General features: G+C 52.5%; 13 protein-coding genes. 6 read left to right on the top strand and 7 right to left on the bottom strand.

The window, feature by feature from the left end; genetic code table 11:
- Positions 1–114: 114 nt before the first annotated feature.
- Entirely contained in the window at positions 115–1,737 is a 1,623-nt protein-coding gene (locus tag AC2215_RS10375) for a M16 family metallopeptidase (RefSeq protein ID WP_486809916.1), read from the bottom strand.
- A 135-nt stretch (positions 1,738–1,872) separates the two neighbouring features.
- On the opposite strand from AC2215_RS10375, the gene AC2215_RS10370 reads away from it, so the two are divergent.
- Positions 1,873–2,493, top strand: coding sequence for a TetR/AcrR family transcriptional regulator (locus AC2215_RS10370; RefSeq protein ID WP_486809915.1), 621 nt, complete (start codon positions 1,873–1,875; stop codon positions 2,491–2,493).
- Between the two features lie 138 nt (positions 2,494–2,631).
- On the opposite strand, the gene AC2215_RS10365 is transcribed toward AC2215_RS10370, so the two are convergent.
- The 3 genes from AC2215_RS10365 to AC2215_RS10355 form a co-directional block, all read right to left on the bottom strand.
- A complete protein-coding gene (locus AC2215_RS10365) occupies positions 2,632–3,336 on the bottom strand; it encodes a PEP-CTERM sorting domain-containing protein (RefSeq protein WP_486809914.1) in 705 nt (234 codons plus the stop codon).
- Between the two features lie 999 nt (positions 3,337–4,335).
- Entirely contained in the window at positions 4,336–4,920 is a 585-nt protein-coding gene (locus AC2215_RS10360) for a TIGR04376 family protein (protein WP_486809917.1), read from the bottom strand.
- A gap of 241 nt (positions 4,921–5,161) precedes the next feature.
- Entirely contained in the window at positions 5,162–6,556 is a 1,395-nt protein-coding gene (locus AC2215_RS10355; protein ID WP_486809913.1) for a hypothetical protein, read from the bottom strand.
- Between the two features lie 331 nt (positions 6,557–6,887).
- Between AC2215_RS10355 and glyS the strand changes: the two genes are divergently transcribed.
- Positions 6,888–9,041: a glycine--tRNA ligase subunit beta gene (gene glyS / locus AC2215_RS10350; RefSeq protein WP_486809912.1), complete on the top strand. Its 2,154-nt coding sequence runs from the start codon at positions 6,888–6,890 to the stop codon at positions 9,039–9,041.
- 182 nt (positions 9,042–9,223) lie between these two features.
- Here the strand turns inward: glyS and AC2215_RS10345 are convergent, their stop codons facing one another.
- On the bottom strand, positions 9,224–9,403 hold the full coding sequence (locus AC2215_RS10345; protein WP_486809911.1) for a hypothetical protein: 180 nt from the start codon (positions 9,401–9,403) through the stop codon (positions 9,224–9,226).
- Between the two features lie 238 nt (positions 9,404–9,641).
- On the opposite strand from AC2215_RS10345, the gene AC2215_RS10340 reads away from it, so the two are divergent.
- Together AC2215_RS10340 and AC2215_RS10335 are read left to right on the top strand one after the other, a co-directional pair.
- Entirely contained in the window at positions 9,642–12,905 is a 3,264-nt protein-coding gene (locus AC2215_RS10340; RefSeq protein WP_486809910.1) for a leucine-rich repeat domain-containing protein, read from the top strand.
- A gap of 238 nt (positions 12,906–13,143) precedes the next feature.
- Positions 13,144–13,887: a tetratricopeptide repeat protein gene (locus AC2215_RS10335; protein ID WP_486809909.1), complete on the top strand. Its 744-nt coding sequence runs from the start codon at positions 13,144–13,146 to the stop codon at positions 13,885–13,887.
- Between the two features lie 231 nt (positions 13,888–14,118).
- Here the strand turns inward: AC2215_RS10335 and AC2215_RS10330 are convergent, their stop codons facing one another.
- Complete coding sequence (locus AC2215_RS10330) at positions 14,119–14,592, bottom strand: CYTH domain-containing protein (protein ID WP_486809908.1); 474 nt, start codon at positions 14,590–14,592, stop codon at positions 14,119–14,121.
- A 242-nt stretch (positions 14,593–14,834) separates the two neighbouring features.
- Between AC2215_RS10330 and AC2215_RS10325 the strand changes: the two genes are divergently transcribed.
- Together AC2215_RS10325 and AC2215_RS10320 are read left to right on the top strand one after the other, a co-directional pair.
- Positions 14,835–15,752: an ABC transporter permease gene (locus AC2215_RS10325; RefSeq protein WP_486809907.1), complete on the top strand. Its 918-nt coding sequence runs from the start codon at positions 14,835–14,837 to the stop codon at positions 15,750–15,752.
- A 320-nt stretch (positions 15,753–16,072) separates the two neighbouring features.
- Positions 16,073–16,720: a hypothetical protein gene (locus AC2215_RS10320; protein WP_486809906.1), complete on the top strand. Its 648-nt coding sequence runs from the start codon at positions 16,073–16,075 to the stop codon at positions 16,718–16,720.
- A 281-nt stretch (positions 16,721–17,001) separates the two neighbouring features.
- On the opposite strand, the gene AC2215_RS10315 is transcribed toward AC2215_RS10320, so the two are convergent.
- A protein-coding gene (locus AC2215_RS10315) for an IS630 family transposase (RefSeq protein ID WP_486809905.1) occupies positions 17,002–17,882 on the bottom strand; the annotation gives its coding sequence in 2 pieces (ribosomal slippage) (positions 17,002–17,544 and positions 17,547–17,882; 879 coding nt in all).
- Positions 17,883–17,942: the final 60 nt, after the last annotated feature.

Below are 17,942 nucleotides of genomic sequence, written 5' to 3'. Positions count from 1 at the left end.
TGTGGGGTGTGGGGTGTGGGGTGTTGGGTGTGGGGTGTGGGGTGTTGGGAAAATTCATCTTCCTTGTCTCCCCCTCCCCGCGTCACCGCGTCACCGCGTCTCCCCCTCTCCCCCTCACTCCTCCAGGGGTAACAATCGCCCGATGGTGCGATTCTCGGGAGTGAAGGTGGTGCGAGCGACACGCAGGATATCGTCGGGGGTAATGGCTTCGATCGCGTCGAGTTGTTGGAACAGGTTGCGCCAGTCTCCGGTTTTGACGTCGTATTCCACTAACAGGCTAGCCATGCCGGAGTTGGAGTCGAGAGCGCGCAGCAATCCCGCTCTGGCTTGAGTTTTGACGCGATCGAGTTCCGTTTGGGAGACGGGTTCGCTCGTGAGGCGATCGATTTGAGTTCGCAGTGCGGCGGCCACTTCCTCGACGCTGTGACCGGGAGCGGTGAGGGCGTAGAAGAGCATCATATTCGGGTATTTATCCCCCGGAAATCCGCTCAGTCCTTGGGCGTTGAGAGCCACTTGCTGTTCTTCGATTAGAGAGCGATACAGGCGAGAGGTGCGGCCGTCGCTGAGAATACTGGAGATGATTTCGTAGACGACGCGATCGGGATGGTCGATGGCTTGGATGTGATACCCTTCGAGATACCAGGGCTGGCTTTGCATCCGGATGGTGACTTCCCGCGTCTGGGTTTGCGGGGGTTCGACGACATCCACCGTGGGAGGTTCGGGTCCGGCCTGGAAACGACCGAAATAGGCTTCGGCGAGTTCGCGCACTTCCTTGGGATCGACATCGCCGACGATGGCGATGGTTAAATTATTGGGAACGTAGTAGGTGTTGAAAAAGTCCCGAACGTTCTGGCGGGTCAAACTGCGCAAATCCTCTTCGTAGCCGATGACCGGTTGGCGGTAAGGGTGAGTTTGGAAGGCTTCGTCGAGAAAGACTTCAATGGTTTTACCGATGGGGGAGTTGTCAGTGCGCAGGCGGCGTTCTTCGAGAATGACTTGTTTTTCTTTGTAGAACTCCCGAAACACCGGTTCGAGGAAACGCTCGGATTCAATGGACATCCACAGTTCGAGCTTATTGGCGGGGAAGCTGTAGAAATAGCGGGTGGCATCGGCGGAGGTGGTGGCATTGAGTCCCACGCCGCCGGATTGTTCGACGATTTGACCGAATTTATTTTGAACGACGTAGCGAGCGGCCTGAGACTGTACCCGCTCGAACTGGGTTTGCAGGAGTTTGGTTCTCAGGGGGGAGTTTTGGGATTTGGCGGTTTGCAGCTTATCGAACAATGCATCGAGTTTGTTCAATAAGGGGCGTTCGGCGGTGTAGTTGGTGGTGCCGATTTGTTGGGTGCCTTTGAAGGCTAAATGTTCGAGGTAGTGAGCGACTCCCGTCTGAGCGATCGGTTCGTTGGCACCGCCGACATCGGCATAGGTGATGAAGGAGACGACTGGGGCTTGATGGCGTTCGAGGACGATGAATTTGAGACCGTTATCGAGGGTGAATTCCGTGACTCGATCGACCACACGATCGAGGTAGGATTGAATCGGCAGGGTCTGGGCCCATGCTGATGTTCCCACCCATCCCGTTGTTAGAAAAGTCAGTAAAATGATGGCGATCGGATACTGCCAGCGAACGGACTTTTTCGGCGGGGGCTGACGGAATGGCAGGGGAAGACTCCGTTGCACCCAGCGGCGAAAGCGAGAGAAAATCGGCGATAGCAAGGGGGAATGGGAACTCATAGATGGGGATTCGATCGAGGGAGTGAAAGTTTAGAGATACTTTACCAAAGGTGACAATCTGTGAATCTTTATTGGATTCTGGGGCATCGCACCCCACAATAATCCTACAAACACGATCGCGATCGTACTGCTTTTATGAAAACTCTGCATCAAACTCAATCTTCTGAGGTTCAGACTCGCACTCGGATTTTGGCGTCCGCCCAGCGGCTCTTTGCCCGTCGGGGTTACGAAGGCACGACCACCCGAGCGCTGGCGCAGGAGGCGGGTGTGGCAGAGGGAACGCTCTTCAGACATTTTGACAATAAAAAAGCCATTTTGGTAGAGGTTGCCACCCAGGGGTGGATCGAAATTCTCACGGATTTGCTCACGGAATTGAGCGAGATGGGCAGTTACAAGGCGGTGGCGCAGGTGATGCAGCGACGGATGCTTCATTTGCGTGAAAATGCGGATTTATTGCGGGTGTGTTTCCTCGAGGCACAGTTTCACCCGGAATTGCGCGATCGCATTCAAGCGGAAGTCATCGATAAAATGACCGACGTGGCGGAGGCTTTCGTGCAAACGGCGATGGATCGGGGCATCTATCGGCAAATGAATCCCCGGTTGGTGGCAAACGTGTTTCTAGGAATGTTTATGATTTCCGGCTTCAGCCATCAAACGATGTTGAGCGAAGATGCGTCGCCTGCCGCGTTGAAAGAGATGGCGGAGGGTTTGGCGGATATCTTTCTTAATGGGGTGCTCGCGAAGGAGTCGTCTTGATTGCGTAACGTCAGTTTTGGATAAGCTGAAACCCTGATGCTACCGTGACTCAGAAATAGGCAAAAACCTGATTCTGTCGTTGAAGCATTCAAAATTGAGTGCTTAACCAAAACTCAGGTTACGTACTGTTTCGATGGTTTATTTAGAAGGCTTAGGGGCTCGCTTCCGACCAAGTGCCGCGAACATCGCTGTCATCCCCAATCCAAGTAACACCGCTGGTTCTGGTACATCTGTCGAATCTGTCACTAAGGTCGCGACTAGCCGCTCTCCTAGCGCATCTCCGGCTGTCGGATCGGCTAAAACTTCTTCTCTGGTACGAGTAAAGAAAGCGATATCTAGATGTGGGCGAGCGCCTCGGGTAAAGCCAACGGGTGCGTCTGGGAAATCGTTCCCCCAGTCCGTGAGGTGAATGTGGGGGCTGGGCGCGTCTCCTTCAAACAAGTCGGCTTTGGGGTTTGGTGCTGAAAATAGGTTGATTTCTTCTGTTCTAACGCCGCCGACGTTCAAACCGGTCGGGGAATCCCAACGTCCGGTTTGTAGAATCTCGCCCGTTGTTGTATCGAAGTTGAAGTTGAAGCCTGGAGTTTGAGTGTTGTTGGTGAAAGATTGTAGTAGCTCGCCTTGGGGAGTGAAGAATGCGATGTCGAAATCACTCAGGTCGTTCGAGCGCACAATACCGTCTGGGGCAATTGTGTTTTCTTCGTAGCTGAACTGACCTTCAGCTCGGTAGCCGAGTGTTTGTCCCGTCCAACTCAAATTGAAAGTGACTGCGTTAGCGGGCAGGGTGAAGCCGAACGTAGCGATCGCTCCCGACGCGGCGATGGCTACTTTGGATTTAAGCATCGTGGATAGTGTTGCGAGTATAGTCTGGCTCAAGCTAGCAGATTCGATCGAGTGGTGTCAAAAGACGCTTTGTCTTGTAAACGATACGTTTCAGGGCGAGGTACCTCTACTCCGAAGCACATCAATTTTCCTTCAACCAATTCCTGTACAGTATCGCTTCAGCTCAGAAATGTTGGATATATTTAACGTCAGCTCGGGATAAAAAGTATCGGGTTATATCAAGTTCGGATAATCACTGAAAACCCGCGCGCTCATGCTAAATCTCTCCCCCAGCTCCCCCAGCTCACTTCACGGTGAATTATCAGTATTCAACCGAACTTGATATTAGGCTGGGGTGTAGGGGGACTGGGTGTGGGGGTAGAGTTTTCGGCGATCGCTCATGGTTGCAGTCGATTGGATCTGGTGGGGTTCGAGATTCTTCTACTCATGACTCTCATCCACATCAGCTCGCCCGACGTTCAAGTATCCTTAACCAGCGCCTCATGTTAACTGAATGCAGCTATGGAATGGCGACGGCTATACGTCCCAGATTTGCCGAACATCCAAACGCAGATTGAGATTGCAAGAGTACCCGGATTTTATTAATGGGTAATCTGTAATATTTGTCAACCTCTGTATAAATACTTAATCGAAAAATTGTGTTTTCGGGGCGATCGAAGTTTTGGAGAGAAGGCGATTGCGTTGACGACAAGTTGGGAGTTTTGGAGCAACTTTAATGTGAGTTAGCTACAGCATTAAACCCAACCATGTTTTAAAACTTGACAAAATCCTACCATACCCCGGCAACCCTTGTAAACTCGTTCCCGATTTTGCCGTAAATCCTGGCAACTTTTATCCAAAATTGGCGGGACTGATTTGAAATTTTTATCGATTTTGGCGATATATTTTGGCGAAATATTCAGCTCTAGGCAGTCAAGACAGATGGATTGAAGCTGTATCTCCAACGATTTCAGCAGAACGACTAACCCATTGTCAATTGTCAATTGTCCATTGCCCCATCTACCTTCCCATATTGCGCTTCATGCGTTCGAGTTCTTCATCCGCTTCCCAGCGCTCGAATACTTGGTCTAGGGGGTCGGTACTGCCATAGATGGTGCGACCGGTGCTGCTGGAGGTTTGATTCCAACCGGTATCCCAACTGGATTGGGACTGAGTTCTAGCGCGATCGGCATTGACCTGGGCAGCTTTGGCGCGGATTTCCCGACGGCGCGTCTGAATCTTATCTTGTAATTCCTTGGCTTTTGCCGCTCGTTCTTTCACCCCTTGCATTTGTCCCCAAAGCTGGTTCCCTTGGCGCAGAAGCGTTGCTTCCCGTTCTTCGGCTGCCCGGAGTAAATCCTCTCGCTTGGCGGCTTTTGCTTTATCGACGCGGATGTGCCAGCGCTGCACTTCTTGGGCGGTTTCCAGGATTTGGTCTTCGAGTTGCTTTTCCTTGAGTTTCAGGTCGCCAATCAGCCGTAGGGTGCCTTCCTCTTGTTCCCGCAGTTGTTCGTCGAGGGCTTGTAATTCCAGGTGGGGATGAGCCCGTAGAAATTCTTCGAGGCGGGTTTCGAGAAATTTACTCAGGTCGTTAAATAAGCCCACGGTTGACTCCCAGATGCGATCGGCGATCCTCTTAATTTTAATTCTCCATCCTAAATTTTGCCTATTTCGGATAGCCGCCACGATGGATGGGGAATGGGGTGTGGGGGAAGACGCGGCGACACGGTGACGTGGTGACGCGGCGAGGGAGTGTGGGGAATTCACGAGAAAGGGTAGGAGTCAACAACCGTTACCCCTGCAGCTTGTTATTTTCTCGAATATCCCCAAACGCGAACGGTTTATTCTAAAACTGCTGTCCGACGTAAACCGATCGAACTTCTCCGTTGCGGCGAACTACGGCTTGCTGGTTGCTCACTTCCACCAACGACCATCCACTAGCACCAACGGTTTCGCCGACGTTGATGCGCTGAGCGACACCGTTAATTTCAAACAACGCGGCGGAACGATCGCCGAATTCGAGGAATCCCATCAAAGTATGAACGTTGCTGGGTGCCGCTTCGATGGCTTCAGCGGGTTCGGCAGCGGAGGCAACCGTGGGTTTGTTCGGTGCGGGTTCGGCAGCCGGTTCGGTGTATTCGGGTTCCCAAACTGGTTGGGGTTCTGAGGCTTCTTCGGTGTACTCGGATTCCCAAGCGGGTTCGGAATAGTCTTCGGCGTATTCGTCGGTATATTCCGGTTCCCAAACGGCTTCGGGTTCGGAATAGTCTTCGGTGTATTCCGGTTCGGCTGGAGTGCTCGCCGCCGCGGCAATTTGTTCGGTCTCTTCGACGACTTCCGGTTCGGCGGCAGCCACTGGAGGTGCGGCGGCTGGGGCAGCAGCGGGTGCGGCGGCGGGTGCGGGACTGGCGTTACCGTTACCGCTATTGGCATTCGCGTTGTTGCCATTGCCGTTATTATTACCATTCGCCGTTGCGGTCGGAGGCGTGGGATTGCTGGCGTTGGGGGGTTGCGGTAGGCGGGCAACCGGAGCGGTATTGCGACCGAGAACCGTGGCGATTTCTTTGAGAGAACCGGCAATATCATCGATCGAAGCGGGATCGATGGGAATGTTCAGGGTTGCCTGGGGGGGAATGGCAGCAGCAGCAGTCTGAGGGGCTGCTTGGGCTTTCGCACCGCTACCCCCACCAAATCTGGTATTGATGCGTTCGAGCGATCGCTCCATGTATCTGACAAACTCGCGATCGGCCGTTACTTGCGGGTCTTCTGGCGCCGACGGGGTCGTGGTTGCTGTTGGGGTGGCAGTGGGAACCAATCGATTCTGGACGAACTGCTGCACTTCATCTCGCCACAGCCACAGCCCCAGGGTGGCCACCAGAGAGGCACAAGCCGCCCCGAGCAAGAACTTATCGAAGGCTTCTCCGGCAGTATCGGTGGTTTGGGTTTGGGTCGCTTTAACGGTAACCGTACTGTCTGTATCGTCTTTTGGCGGTTCGCTGGGGCGAGGAACCACCAGGGGTCTCATGATAATGGGGGGAACCTGAACGGGTTTGACCGCAACAGTTTGCGGTTGTACGGGTTCTTGAGGCAATCCGAAATCCCGATCGAGAACGCTATCGACATCGGAAAAGACATCTTCGATCAGCCGGTCGGCTTCCGTATCGAAAGACCCCGCACTCAGACGAGTTGATTCATCGGGCTGTTTCGCGGTAACGGATTTTGTGCTGCTAGTCTCAGACATGGATTCCTCTTGTAACTCGATCCTCAAAAATCGCGATCGCCCACCCCGCATACAACCGATTTTTTGGGTTTGGGTTATGCTTCTAGCAATTTAGCAAGAAAAGCGATAAGGGGGAATAGAAGAATTATAATTTCTTCACCGGTTTTTGAGTTCGCAATGCGGAATTCGGAGTTTGGAATTCTCAATTCTCAATTCTCAATTCGAAGTATCGAGCGACCCATCCCCGCGTCTCCCCATCTCCGCATCCCCGCGTCCTCGCTTCACTGCCCCAAACCGCCCAAACCCACGGTAAACTAAACTCTGGTCACTATCCCCTGTTCCTAAGTTCGGCATGGCTACTTTTCTCTTGGAAGTCGGTACGGAAGAATTACCTGCAAGCTTTGTCGCCGGTGCGATCGCGCAATGGAACGATCGCGTCGAAGCGAGTTTGCTCAAAGAGCGTCTCGCGCCGGAAACGGTTCGGGTCTACGGCACGCCACGCCGCCTTGCCATTTCGGTAGAGGGGATTCCAGAGCGCCAAGACGATCGCACTGAAGAAATTAAGGGACCTCCTGCCAAAGCCGCGTTTAAAGAGGGCAAACCCACCAAAGCCGCCGAGGGATTCGCCCGCAAGCAGGGGGTGGAACTCGACGCCCTGGAAGTGCGCCCGACGCCGAAAGGGGAATTCGTCTTCGTTCGCAAGGAAATTCCCGGTCGTCCTACGGCAGAAATCATAGCGGAACTGGTGCCGGAATGGATCGGCAAGCTGGAAGGGAAGCGGTTTATGCGCTGGGCGGATGAAGAGATGCGGTTTTCCCGTCCGATTCGCTGGTTGGTGGCCTTACTCGACGATCGGGTTTTGCCCATCGAGATAACCACCGGTGCGGAAACTATCGTCAGCGATCGCATCACCTACGGTCATCGGGTTCTCGGGGAGACGGGAGAGGGCACGAGTATCGCCAATGCCGCCGACTACGCAGACAGTTTGCGGCAAGCCTTCGTGGAAGTCGATCCCCAACAGCGGGCAACCGCCATCGAACATCAAGTGGAAGCCCTTGCGACTGGGGTAAACGGGGTGGCGGAAATTTCCCCGGACTTGCTCGCAGAGGTGACGGATTTGGTGGAATGGCCTACGGCAATTTTGGGCAATTTCGATCGCGATTTTCTCATTTTACCCCCGGAAGCCATCTCGACGGTGATGGTCTCCCACCAGCGCTATTTTCCGGTGCGCAAAAGTGCCGATTCGCCGGAATTGTTGCCCTATTTCATCGCAGTTTCCAACGGAGACCCGGCAAAATCCGATATTATTACCCGAGGCAACGAACGGGTGATTCGGGCGCGTTTAGCGGATGGTGAATTTTTCTATAAATCTGATTCTAAACAGCCTTTAGAAACCTTCGTCGAAAAGTTAAAAACCGTTACGTTTCAAGAGGATTTAGGTACGGTTCGAGATAAGGTCGATCGGATTTGTAAAATTGCTGAATATATCGCCGAGCAACTAAACGCGACTCCCGAACAGCAGCAAAAAATTCAACGGGCGGCGTATTTGTGCAAAGCAGATTTAACCACCCAAATGGTGTATGAATTCCCAGAATTGCAGGGCGTTATGGGGGAAAAATACGCCATTACCAGTGGGGAAGATGACGAAGTTGCCAAAGCCATTTTCGAGCATTATTTGCCTCGGGGAGCGGGAGATAGTTTACCCGAGACGCTAACGGGACAAGTGGTGGGAATTGCCGATCGCCTCGATACGTTAGTGAGTATTTTTGGCTTGGGAATGCTACCCAGTGGTTCCTCCGATCCTTTTGCCTTGCGACGGGCGGCAAATGCGATCGTTAATATTACCTGGAATGCGGATTTAGCTATCGATTTAGCTAAATTACTCGATCGCATCGTTGCCGATTTCAAACAAGAGCGCTCGGAAGCCTCCGACGAGTTACTGCCTCAACTCCAAGACTTCTTCTTACAACGCATCCAAACCTTACTTCAAGACGAACGCAACATCGATTACGATTTGGTGAATGCCGTGTTGGGAGAGGACGATCGCGAATATACGGAACGGGCAATTTCTAATTTACTCGACGTGCGCGATCGGGCATTATTTTTACAGGAAATTCGCGATAATAAAACCCTCGATCGCATTTACGAAACCGTGAATCGATCGACACGTTTGGCAAAGCAAGGTGACTTGAATACCACCCAACTCGATCCGACTCAAGTGGTAAAACCCGAACTCTTTCAAGCCGCATCGGAAGGGGCATTTTACGAGGCAATTGTCAGCTTAGTCCCCCGTACCGAAGCCGCCGCATCCGATCGCAATTACCAACAACTCGTCGATGCCTTAGCTGAAATTGCTCCCACCGTCAGCCGCTTTTTCGATGGAGAAGATAGCGTGTTGGTAATGGATGAAAATCCGGAGATTAAACAAAATCGATTAAATCTACTCGGTTTGTTACGCAATCATGCCCGAGTTTTAGCAGATTTTGGACCGATTGTTAAAGGATAAATCACAAGTGCGAGCATCTTGCTCGCCTTCCCAACCATCTCGGTGTGTTACGCAATCATGCCCGAGTTTTGGCAGATTTTGGACCGATTGTTAAAGGGTAAGCCACAAGTGCGAGCATCTTGCTCGCCTTCCCAATAATATCGAACCCACCCCTAACCCCTCCCAAGAGGGGAACTCTCGTATTACGTTTGGGCAATGAAATCTTGAAAATATTTATCCAGATCGCGCTGCGTATCGAATAGAACTTGTAATTCTAATTCGGGATTGCTAGAAATTCCAGAGCGCATTTCGGCATAGTTTAATAATGCTTCTTGAACAGCATTGCGATAGTTATCTAATTTTGCAGCGTCTAGTTTTGCCATCGAACAATTTCCTCCTCAATCTACGAGAATTATCGCTCGGGTCAGTCTCCGAAAAGAAAAGGGCGAAGCATTTGGATTTGTGAGGTTTCGTTTTTGGGAGAATTTGTCGCCCAAATGCTTTGCCCCTACACTTCCCCCTCACCGCGTCCCCGCGTCTCCCCATCTCCGCGTCTCCCCACTCCCCTCTTCCACAAACGCTATCGTAAGGGAGTAGCGAGAGAACGAGAAACCGGCGACGATGGCACGAGACGAGGCATACCGGGAAGCCCAACGGCGAATTGAAGCGGAACGAATCGAAGGCACAACAGAACTCGATTTAATGAATCTGGGGTTGACGGAGTTACCGGAGGAAATTGGTCAACTCGTGAATTTGAAAGTTCTCGACCTTGGATATAAATACAGAGAGGATGGCGAGAGAAACCAGCTTGGGGAGTTACCGCAATGGTTGAGAAATCTCACCCAGTTGCAGAGGCTTTCCCTCAACGACACTCAACTAACACAGTTGCCCGAGTGGCTGGGAAATCTCACTCAGTTGCAAGTACTTTTACTCGGAAATAACAAACTAACGGAGTTACCGGAATGGTTAGGAAACCTGACCCAGTTGCAGGAGCTTTCCTTCCACAATAATAAGCTAACGGAGTTACCGGAGTGGTTGGGAAATCTCACCCAGTTGCAGAGGCTTTCCTTTGGTAGAAATTCTCTAAGTGGGTTGCCCGAATGCTTAGGAAACCTGACCCAGTTGCAAGTACTTTTACTCAACGACAGTAAGCTAACGGAGTTACCGGAATGGTTGGGAAACCTGACCCAGTTGCAAATACTTTTACTCAACCACAATAAGCTAACGAAGTTACCGGAATGGTTGGGAAACCTGACCCAGTTGCAGGAGCTTTTTCTTGGGAACAATCAACTCAGAGAGTTCCAGACAAGAGAGCTACCGAAATTGCTGGGAAACCTGACCCAGTTGCAAGGACTTTACCTATTCAAAAATCAACTAACGGAATTACCAGAATGGTTGGGCAATCTCACTCAATTACAGGAGCTTTCCCTATCTGAGAACCAACTGAAAGAGTTACCCGAGTGGTTGGGAAACCTCACCCAGTTGAAGACGCTTTTGCTCGACCACAACCCCCTCAACCCCGAATTCGCGGCTGCCTACAAACAAGGACTCGAAGCCATCCAAGCCTATTTACGCGCCCTCACCGAAGGCAAAGCGATCTTAAACGAAGCCAAACTCATCCTCGTCGGAGAAGGGGAAGTCGGCAAAACCTGCTTGCTCGGTGCATTGCGGGGCGATACCTGGGTTGAAGGACGTCCCACCACCCACGGCATTGAAATCAAACCTGTCACCGTCACCGAGGGCAACACCGACATCACCCTCAACGGTTGGGATTTTGGCGGCCAGCGCGTCTATCGCCCCACCCATCAGCTCTTCTTCAGCGCCCCAGCGGTCTATCTCGTCGTCTGGAAACCACGGGAAGGCCCGCAGCAGGGGTTCGTCAAAGAGTGGATTACCCTCATCAAACACCGCGAACCCGATGCCAAAGTCCTCGTCGTTGCCACCCATGGCGGTCCGCAGCAGCGCCAGCCGGATATCGACAAACAAGAACTCATCGACCTGTTTGGGGAAGAAACGATTCAGGGCTTCTTCTTCATCGATAGCAAACCCGACGGGGCAACCCAAGCCTGCAAAAATATCGACGCGCTCAAAGAGAAAATCGCCTCCGTTGCGGTTGCTTTACCGGGGATGGGGCGGGTCATTCCCGCGAAATGGCATCGGGTACGCGCAGCCTTACAAGCCACAGGTAAACCCTATGTCTCCTATGACAATGCGATCGCCATTTGTGAAGAACAGGGAGTAGAAGGACTTTTTGCCGAACTCTGCCTGCGCGTCTACCACACCCTCGGCAACATCGTTCACTACCACTACGATCCGCTGTTAAAAGATATCGTTATCCTCAAACCCGATTGGCTGGCAAAAGCCATCAGCTTCGTCCTCGACGACCCCGAAACCCGTCGCCGCAACGGTTTGGTGGAGTTCTCCCATGTGAGCCAACTTTGGCGCAATCCGCCCTTTGCCGGAGAAACCGGATACCCCCGCGACTTGCATCCAATTTTCCTGCGATTGATGGAGCGCTTCGACCTTTCCTATAAAGTGGTTCTCGATGCCGCCTCCCCGGAAGCCAGCACCACCAGCCTCATCGCCCAACTCGTTCCCGACAATCGCCCGCAACCCTTCCCCTGGAACGCCGAACCGGGCGCTGGGGAACGCCAGCAAATCCAAATCTGCCGCATTGTAGACGATCGCGGTCAACTCGCCAACGCCGAAGGTCTCTTCTACCAGCTCATCGTCCGCCTGCACAAATACTCCCTCGGCCGCCGCAACTACGAAGACAGCGTCCACTGGCAGCGCGGACTCATCCTCGACGACGACTACAACGGCCGCGCCTTCCTCGAACACATCGACACCAACATCCGCATCACCGTCCGGGCCGCCTATCCCGAGCGCTTCCTCCATAAACTCACCGACGATGTCAAATGGCTGGTGGAAAATTTCTGGGAAGGGTTGCGCTGCGAAATCGTCGTCCCCTGTATTGCCCCCTGTGGGATGAATCGACCGGGTTCGGGGCAGTTTGAAGTCCAAAAACTCATTGCCAGCAAAAATAAAGGTCGTCCGGAATATCCCTGCAACGTCTCCGGCTGCGATGAATGGCAGAATATCGACGCACTGATGCGCAACGCCCCATCTACCCCCGCCGCACCCCAAGTCCTGCTGAGCGAGCAAATCTCCGACGTACAAACGGCGGTTCAACAAATCGGTCAAAATCTCCGCGTGCTAGACCAACGCAACCACAAGCGTTTCCAGACACTGAACCAAAATCAAAAAGTCATCCTCAGCCGCGTAGACGAGCAATTTGCAAGGCTGATGCAAACCTTCGTCGATGAAGCCAAAGAAGGTCCGCGCCTGTTCAGCCTCAAACCCATGGAACCGGGATTTTTCGATCGCCCCAAATGGATCGATGCCAAATTCCAGCTAACCCTCTGGTGCGAGCATTCCCGCCAACCCCTCCCCCAACTCAACCCCGACAATCCCAAACTGGGGGTTTACGAGTTGAGGCTACCTCGCGAGTGGTTCGCCAAAGCCGCCCCCTACCTCAAATTCATGACCTCCACCATCGGCTTAGTTCTACCCGTCGCCGCCTCTGCGGGGAAAGCGATGATGGAAGAAGCCGCCTACAAAAGCATCGAAAAGGAACTGGATTTAGCCCAAAAAAGCATTGAATTTTCCCTCAAAAGCAGCGACATCGCCGTCGATTGGTTCGGCAAACGGGATACCCCAGATCTCGATCGCACAGAAGACGCCATCCGCGCCCAAGGTTCCATGCTGCGCCAACTCCACAGCTTCCTGAAAGAAAAAGACCCCAGCTTCGGCGGCCTCATTCGCGTCCAAAACAAGCGCCAAGAGTTTCTCTGGATTCACCCCCAGTTTGTCGGTGAGTATTGATTTGTAGGGAACGGGGAATGGGGAATGGGGAATGGGGAATGGGGAATGGGGAATGGGGAATGGGGAATGGGGAATGGGGAATGGGGAACGGGGAATGGGGAACGGGGAGACGGCGACAATAAAGATTAACCAATTGTTCATTGTTCATTGTTCATTGTTCATTGTTCATTGCCAAAAAAATGCATAACTTCCCCCCACTCAGACGTATTAGATCTTGAAAGCCACGGAGGATGTTTCGATGCAACTCAAATCTCTTGGACTGACCGCTACGATCGCACTGCTGAGTGGATTTTCCCTCGCCTCAAATGGAATCGCCGCTACGAGTCCGGGTTTTGAGACCCCTTCTACCTTCACCGTCGCCGAAAAAATAATTGGCAATCCCGTCGAAGCCAATGACGAGTTCGATCGCTGGTTTTACCAAGGCAACACCGAAATTGACGCCGGCAACTACTTTAAAGCCATCAACGCCTACGATCGCGCCCTGGAAATTAACGATCGCGTTCCCGAAGTCTGGTTGAATCGAGGTATTGCTCTGACGGAGTTAGAACGATACGAAGAAGCCGTCGAATCTTACGAAACTGCCCTGGAAATCGCCCCGGAAATGGTCACCGCATGGGTGGGATTGGGCAATGCCCTCGACGATGGCGGCGACCCCGAAAAAGCCCTCGAAGCCTACGCACAAGCCCTTAAACTGGACTCCAAAAGCGGTAGTGCTTGGTACAACCAAGGGGTCACCCTCATGCGCCTGGAACGCTACGAAGAAGCCGTCGAATCCTTCGATCGCACGATTGAAGTCAGCCCCCGCTTTGAAAGTGCTTGGGTTAATCGGGGCATGAGCTTGCTGAGCTTGGGAGACTACGAAGAAGCCGTTGAATCCTTCGATCGCGTCATGCGCATCAACCCCAACAATACCCAAGTCCGACAACTCCTCGATGCCATCAACGATAGCCTCGGCGCTCGATCGAATCCCGCTTGGGGTTAATCGGCTTCGGGGGCTTTGGGAGCGGGGGGAGAAAGACCCTGACCAAAATGCATGACTGTCCTCACGACAGCTATGCATTTTTATTGATTTTTGTCAAGTAAACTCGTCGCCACTGGGATAGAGGACGCGGAGAATTGGGGGAAATGGGAGCAAGATGCTCCCACTATAACTTTTCCTGGACTCCCGAAGCTTCCCCTGCCTCCTCTGCTCCCTCCTTCAGTCGGCGATCGCTTAAGATTTGCTCCAACTCGAATAGGGAAATTTCGCTAAATTGGCGTTGTAGTACCGAGCATCGTGGGAGACTTCCATCCCAATCCAGTCGGGAAGTTCGATTTCTTGATGCTCGTCGGTGAGTTCCACTTCTGCCACAATTAAACCCTGATTGGCCCCAACAAATTCATCGACTTCCCAAACTAAATCGCCGATGGGAATTTTGTATCGCGTTTTTTCTACGGGGGGTTCGTCGCAAAGTCGATCGAGCATTTCGCGAGCATCTGCCACTGGAATCGGATACTCGAACTCCATCCGGGCGAGTCCCACCGTTGCGCCTTTAATTGTCAGGTAGCCGTTGTCACCGATAATCCGCACTCGAACGGTTTTTCCCGCACCGCTGGTAATATACCCTTGAGCGTAGTCCATTCCGGAGGCGAGCGATCGCCACTCATCGCTCACCACCAAAAACTTTCGTTCGATTTCAACTGCCATCTGAGTACTCCATCGGTTTTTTGAGGATGCGGTATTTTCGGATAAATTTTGGCATCCCAACATTCGAGTTATTATCTCTTAGATAGAGTTGAGTCGATCGCTTGTTTGGCAAGCATCGGGATTACTTATTCTCTATTTTCCCTGTCCGCGAGAGGGCGAAGCATTTGGATAGGTCAGATTTTGCCTGACCAAGAATTTATCCCCCAAATGCTTGCGCTCCTACAGCAACTCTTTTGGTACAAATGATCGCTCGAACCCCAATCAAAACCTCACAACCCGTTTCCCGAACCCTATGGGGGGATGCGTGGCGGCGATTTCGTCGCGATCGCATGGCGATGTTGGGGACGATCGTTCTGATTGTGATTGCTCTGGGGGTATTGCTCGGTCCCATTGTTTACAAAACCCCCTTTGATACGATCGATTTTGCAAAATCGACGATGGGTCCGAGTTGGCAGCATCCCTTCGGCACCAACGACCTGGGACAAGACCAACTGGCGCGGGTGTTATCGGGGGGGCGCATTTCCCTGGCCGTGGGGGTGAGTGCGATGGTGGTGGCGATTTCCCTGGGAACGACAATTGGTGCAGTGGCTGGATTTTTCGGGGGGATTGCCGACGTACTGCTAATGCGGCTGACGGACTTATTTCTCGCCCTACCCCAACTCCCCATTTTGCTGCTGGTGATGTATCTGTTTCAAGATACCGTTAAAGCGATCGCCGGGGCGACGTTGGGGATTTTTGTCCTGATTGTCATCGTCATCGGTTCCCTCAATTGGATGTCCGTGGCACGGCTGGTGCGAGCCAATTTTTTAACTCTGCGGGAAATGGAATTTGTTTCGGCGGCTCGAACGTTGGGGGCAAGTCCCTGGCGATTGATTTGGGTGCACCTGATTCCCAATGTCTTCGGAACGGTCATGGTGGCGGCAACCCTGGCCGTGGGAACGGCCATTATTACCGAATCGACCCTCAGCTTCCTCGGACTGGGCTTTCCGCCGGATATTCCCACCTGGGGGCGAATGCTCTACGACGCGCGAAACTATCTCGAATCGGCACCGCACATGGCATTATTCCCCGGTTTGGCTATTTTTTTGACCGTCTTGAGTATTAACTTTATCGGTGATGGGTTGCGAGATGCGATCGACCCAAAAACTCGACAACGTTGAGATGCATGCCAAGAAAACCCGACCCGTTTCCCCGGATGCGCCGCACAATAGCTGAATTAACCTCAGTTCGGGTTAAGGATACTTGAAAGTCTGGGTACAGATGTGGATTCGAGTCATCAGTAGAAGAACCTCTCACCCCACTGGCTCTAATCGACTCTAAGCACTTGCGATCGCCCCCTACACCCCACACCCTACACCCCACACCCAACCCCCAACCGACACTTTTTATCCCGAACTGACGTTAATTAGTAACCAATAAGTCCGATCGCAATCGATAGAATCGATAAAAACCAAAATGATATTGAGGTGAAACATCGGGAATGACGATCGAATTTTATAGAAGCATCATCGGCTTGGCGGCGATCGCGATCGTGGGTTGCAGCACATCAGTGGACGCGCCATCTCAACCGTCAGCCGGATCGGAACCCGCACCCTCCGAAGCCGTTACCGAACCCGCAGCCACCACTCCCCCATCGGACGCATCCACTCCAGAGGTGTCGAACCTCGAAACACCAAACACAAGCACCGCTCAAAACCCAACCCCAGATGCGCCGACAGACCAAACGCCTGCCGTCACCGCCCAGAATTTCAATACGGCGAATCCATCCACGGTTCCCATCGAAGTGGGATATCTCTCCGAAATCGAAGGGGATGTGACCTGCCGTCAAACCGGGGGAATCCTCGCCTATGCGGAAACCCAGAGCTATCTGGTCTACATCTGCGCCGACGCCGACGATCCGACGCAACCTCGGTACTATCGCAGTTTCGATCGCGATGGCAATCCGGGACTGAATTTGGAAGCCACCGATTACGATCCCTTCAAAGGTCGATACTTCGAGTTTAAAAACAGCCAGTACTCCTACCTCCTGCAAATTCCCACCGGGGCAACTCCCAATCCCCGGCTAACGGTGCAGTTTCCCGATGGAGAGTTCATCGAGGAAGAGGTCATGCGGTATTTAGCCAAGTAAAAACAACGTCAGTTCGGGATAACAGTTTCCGGTGAGGACGGGGTGTGGGGTGTAGGGTGTGGGGTGTGGGTGTAGGGGGAATGGAATCTCATCGAACGGCCTCCATCGATCTATCTATTTTCCCCAATGAGCAAAGATCCCTTTCCACACATGACCCGAATCCACCTCACCGCCACACCTCTGGAAATCCTTAACCCGAACTAGCGTTAAAAACAGCGAGTTCTTGGGGGTAGGGGAAGTAGGAGAGAGTGAACGGACAATTATAGCTAAGCGCATGGCGCTTAGGACAAACAGCACAGAGCAGCATCAACAGCTTCGCGCAAGGTTTTTCCTGACTCAATTAGCCGTCGGGCGATTGATTTCATTCGCGCCCACCAACGCTCAATGGGGTTGAGATCCGGTGAGTAGGAAGGTAGATACAACAGGTGACATCCGGCAGCTTCAATCAACGACCGAATTCGCCCTCCTTTGTGGAAACTGGCATTGTCGAAAATCAGCACCATACCTGGCTTCAAAACCGGTAGCAGATACTGTTCGAGCCACTGCTCGAACAACTCTCGATGGCAACTACCTTCAAAAGTGAACGGAGCTAACAGTTGCTTACCACAGATAGCAGCGATACAGCTAACTCGTTGTTGACGACGACCAGACTTGAGCGCTTCAAATCGTTCTCCAGCTGGCCACCAAACAAATGGGGAATCCTCACGGTTATCCATTCCGGCTTCATCTAAATACACCCGCTCTTGTGGAGGAAACGATTTGAGGTGCTCTAGATATTGACTTCGTTGCTGTTCGTCTCGTTCACTGTAGCCATAAGTCTTTTTTTTCGCGTGTAGCCGATTTTTCTCAAGGTTCGACCCACTGTATGGCGGCTCACAGGCTCAAACCACAACTGAGCGAGTTCGGCTTGAGTCGCACTCGGGTGCTCTCGCACGAACGCTTCAAATTCTGAGGTGTTGGTAATCGCGCGACGGGCACTGCGAGATGCTGCCTCTTGGCGAGAAAGGGTAAGAACATCCCCGGTGGCGGCTCGACGCTTCAACCACAAATCGATCGTGTTGCGACTAATTTGAAACAGCCTCGATGCATCACTTTTTCTAAGACCCCCGTCGATGGCCCCGAGAACTTTCATACGCAAATCGTAACTGTAGGGAATCGCCATGGCTGGATGTCAAAAGATCGAGGAACACACTTCATTATGTCCTAAGCGCGGAGCGCTTAG

Source organism: Zarconia sp., from assembly GCF_057467645.1.
Note: the sequence above shows the minus strand (reverse complement) of the source record. Positions and strands in the feature narration are given on the sequence as shown.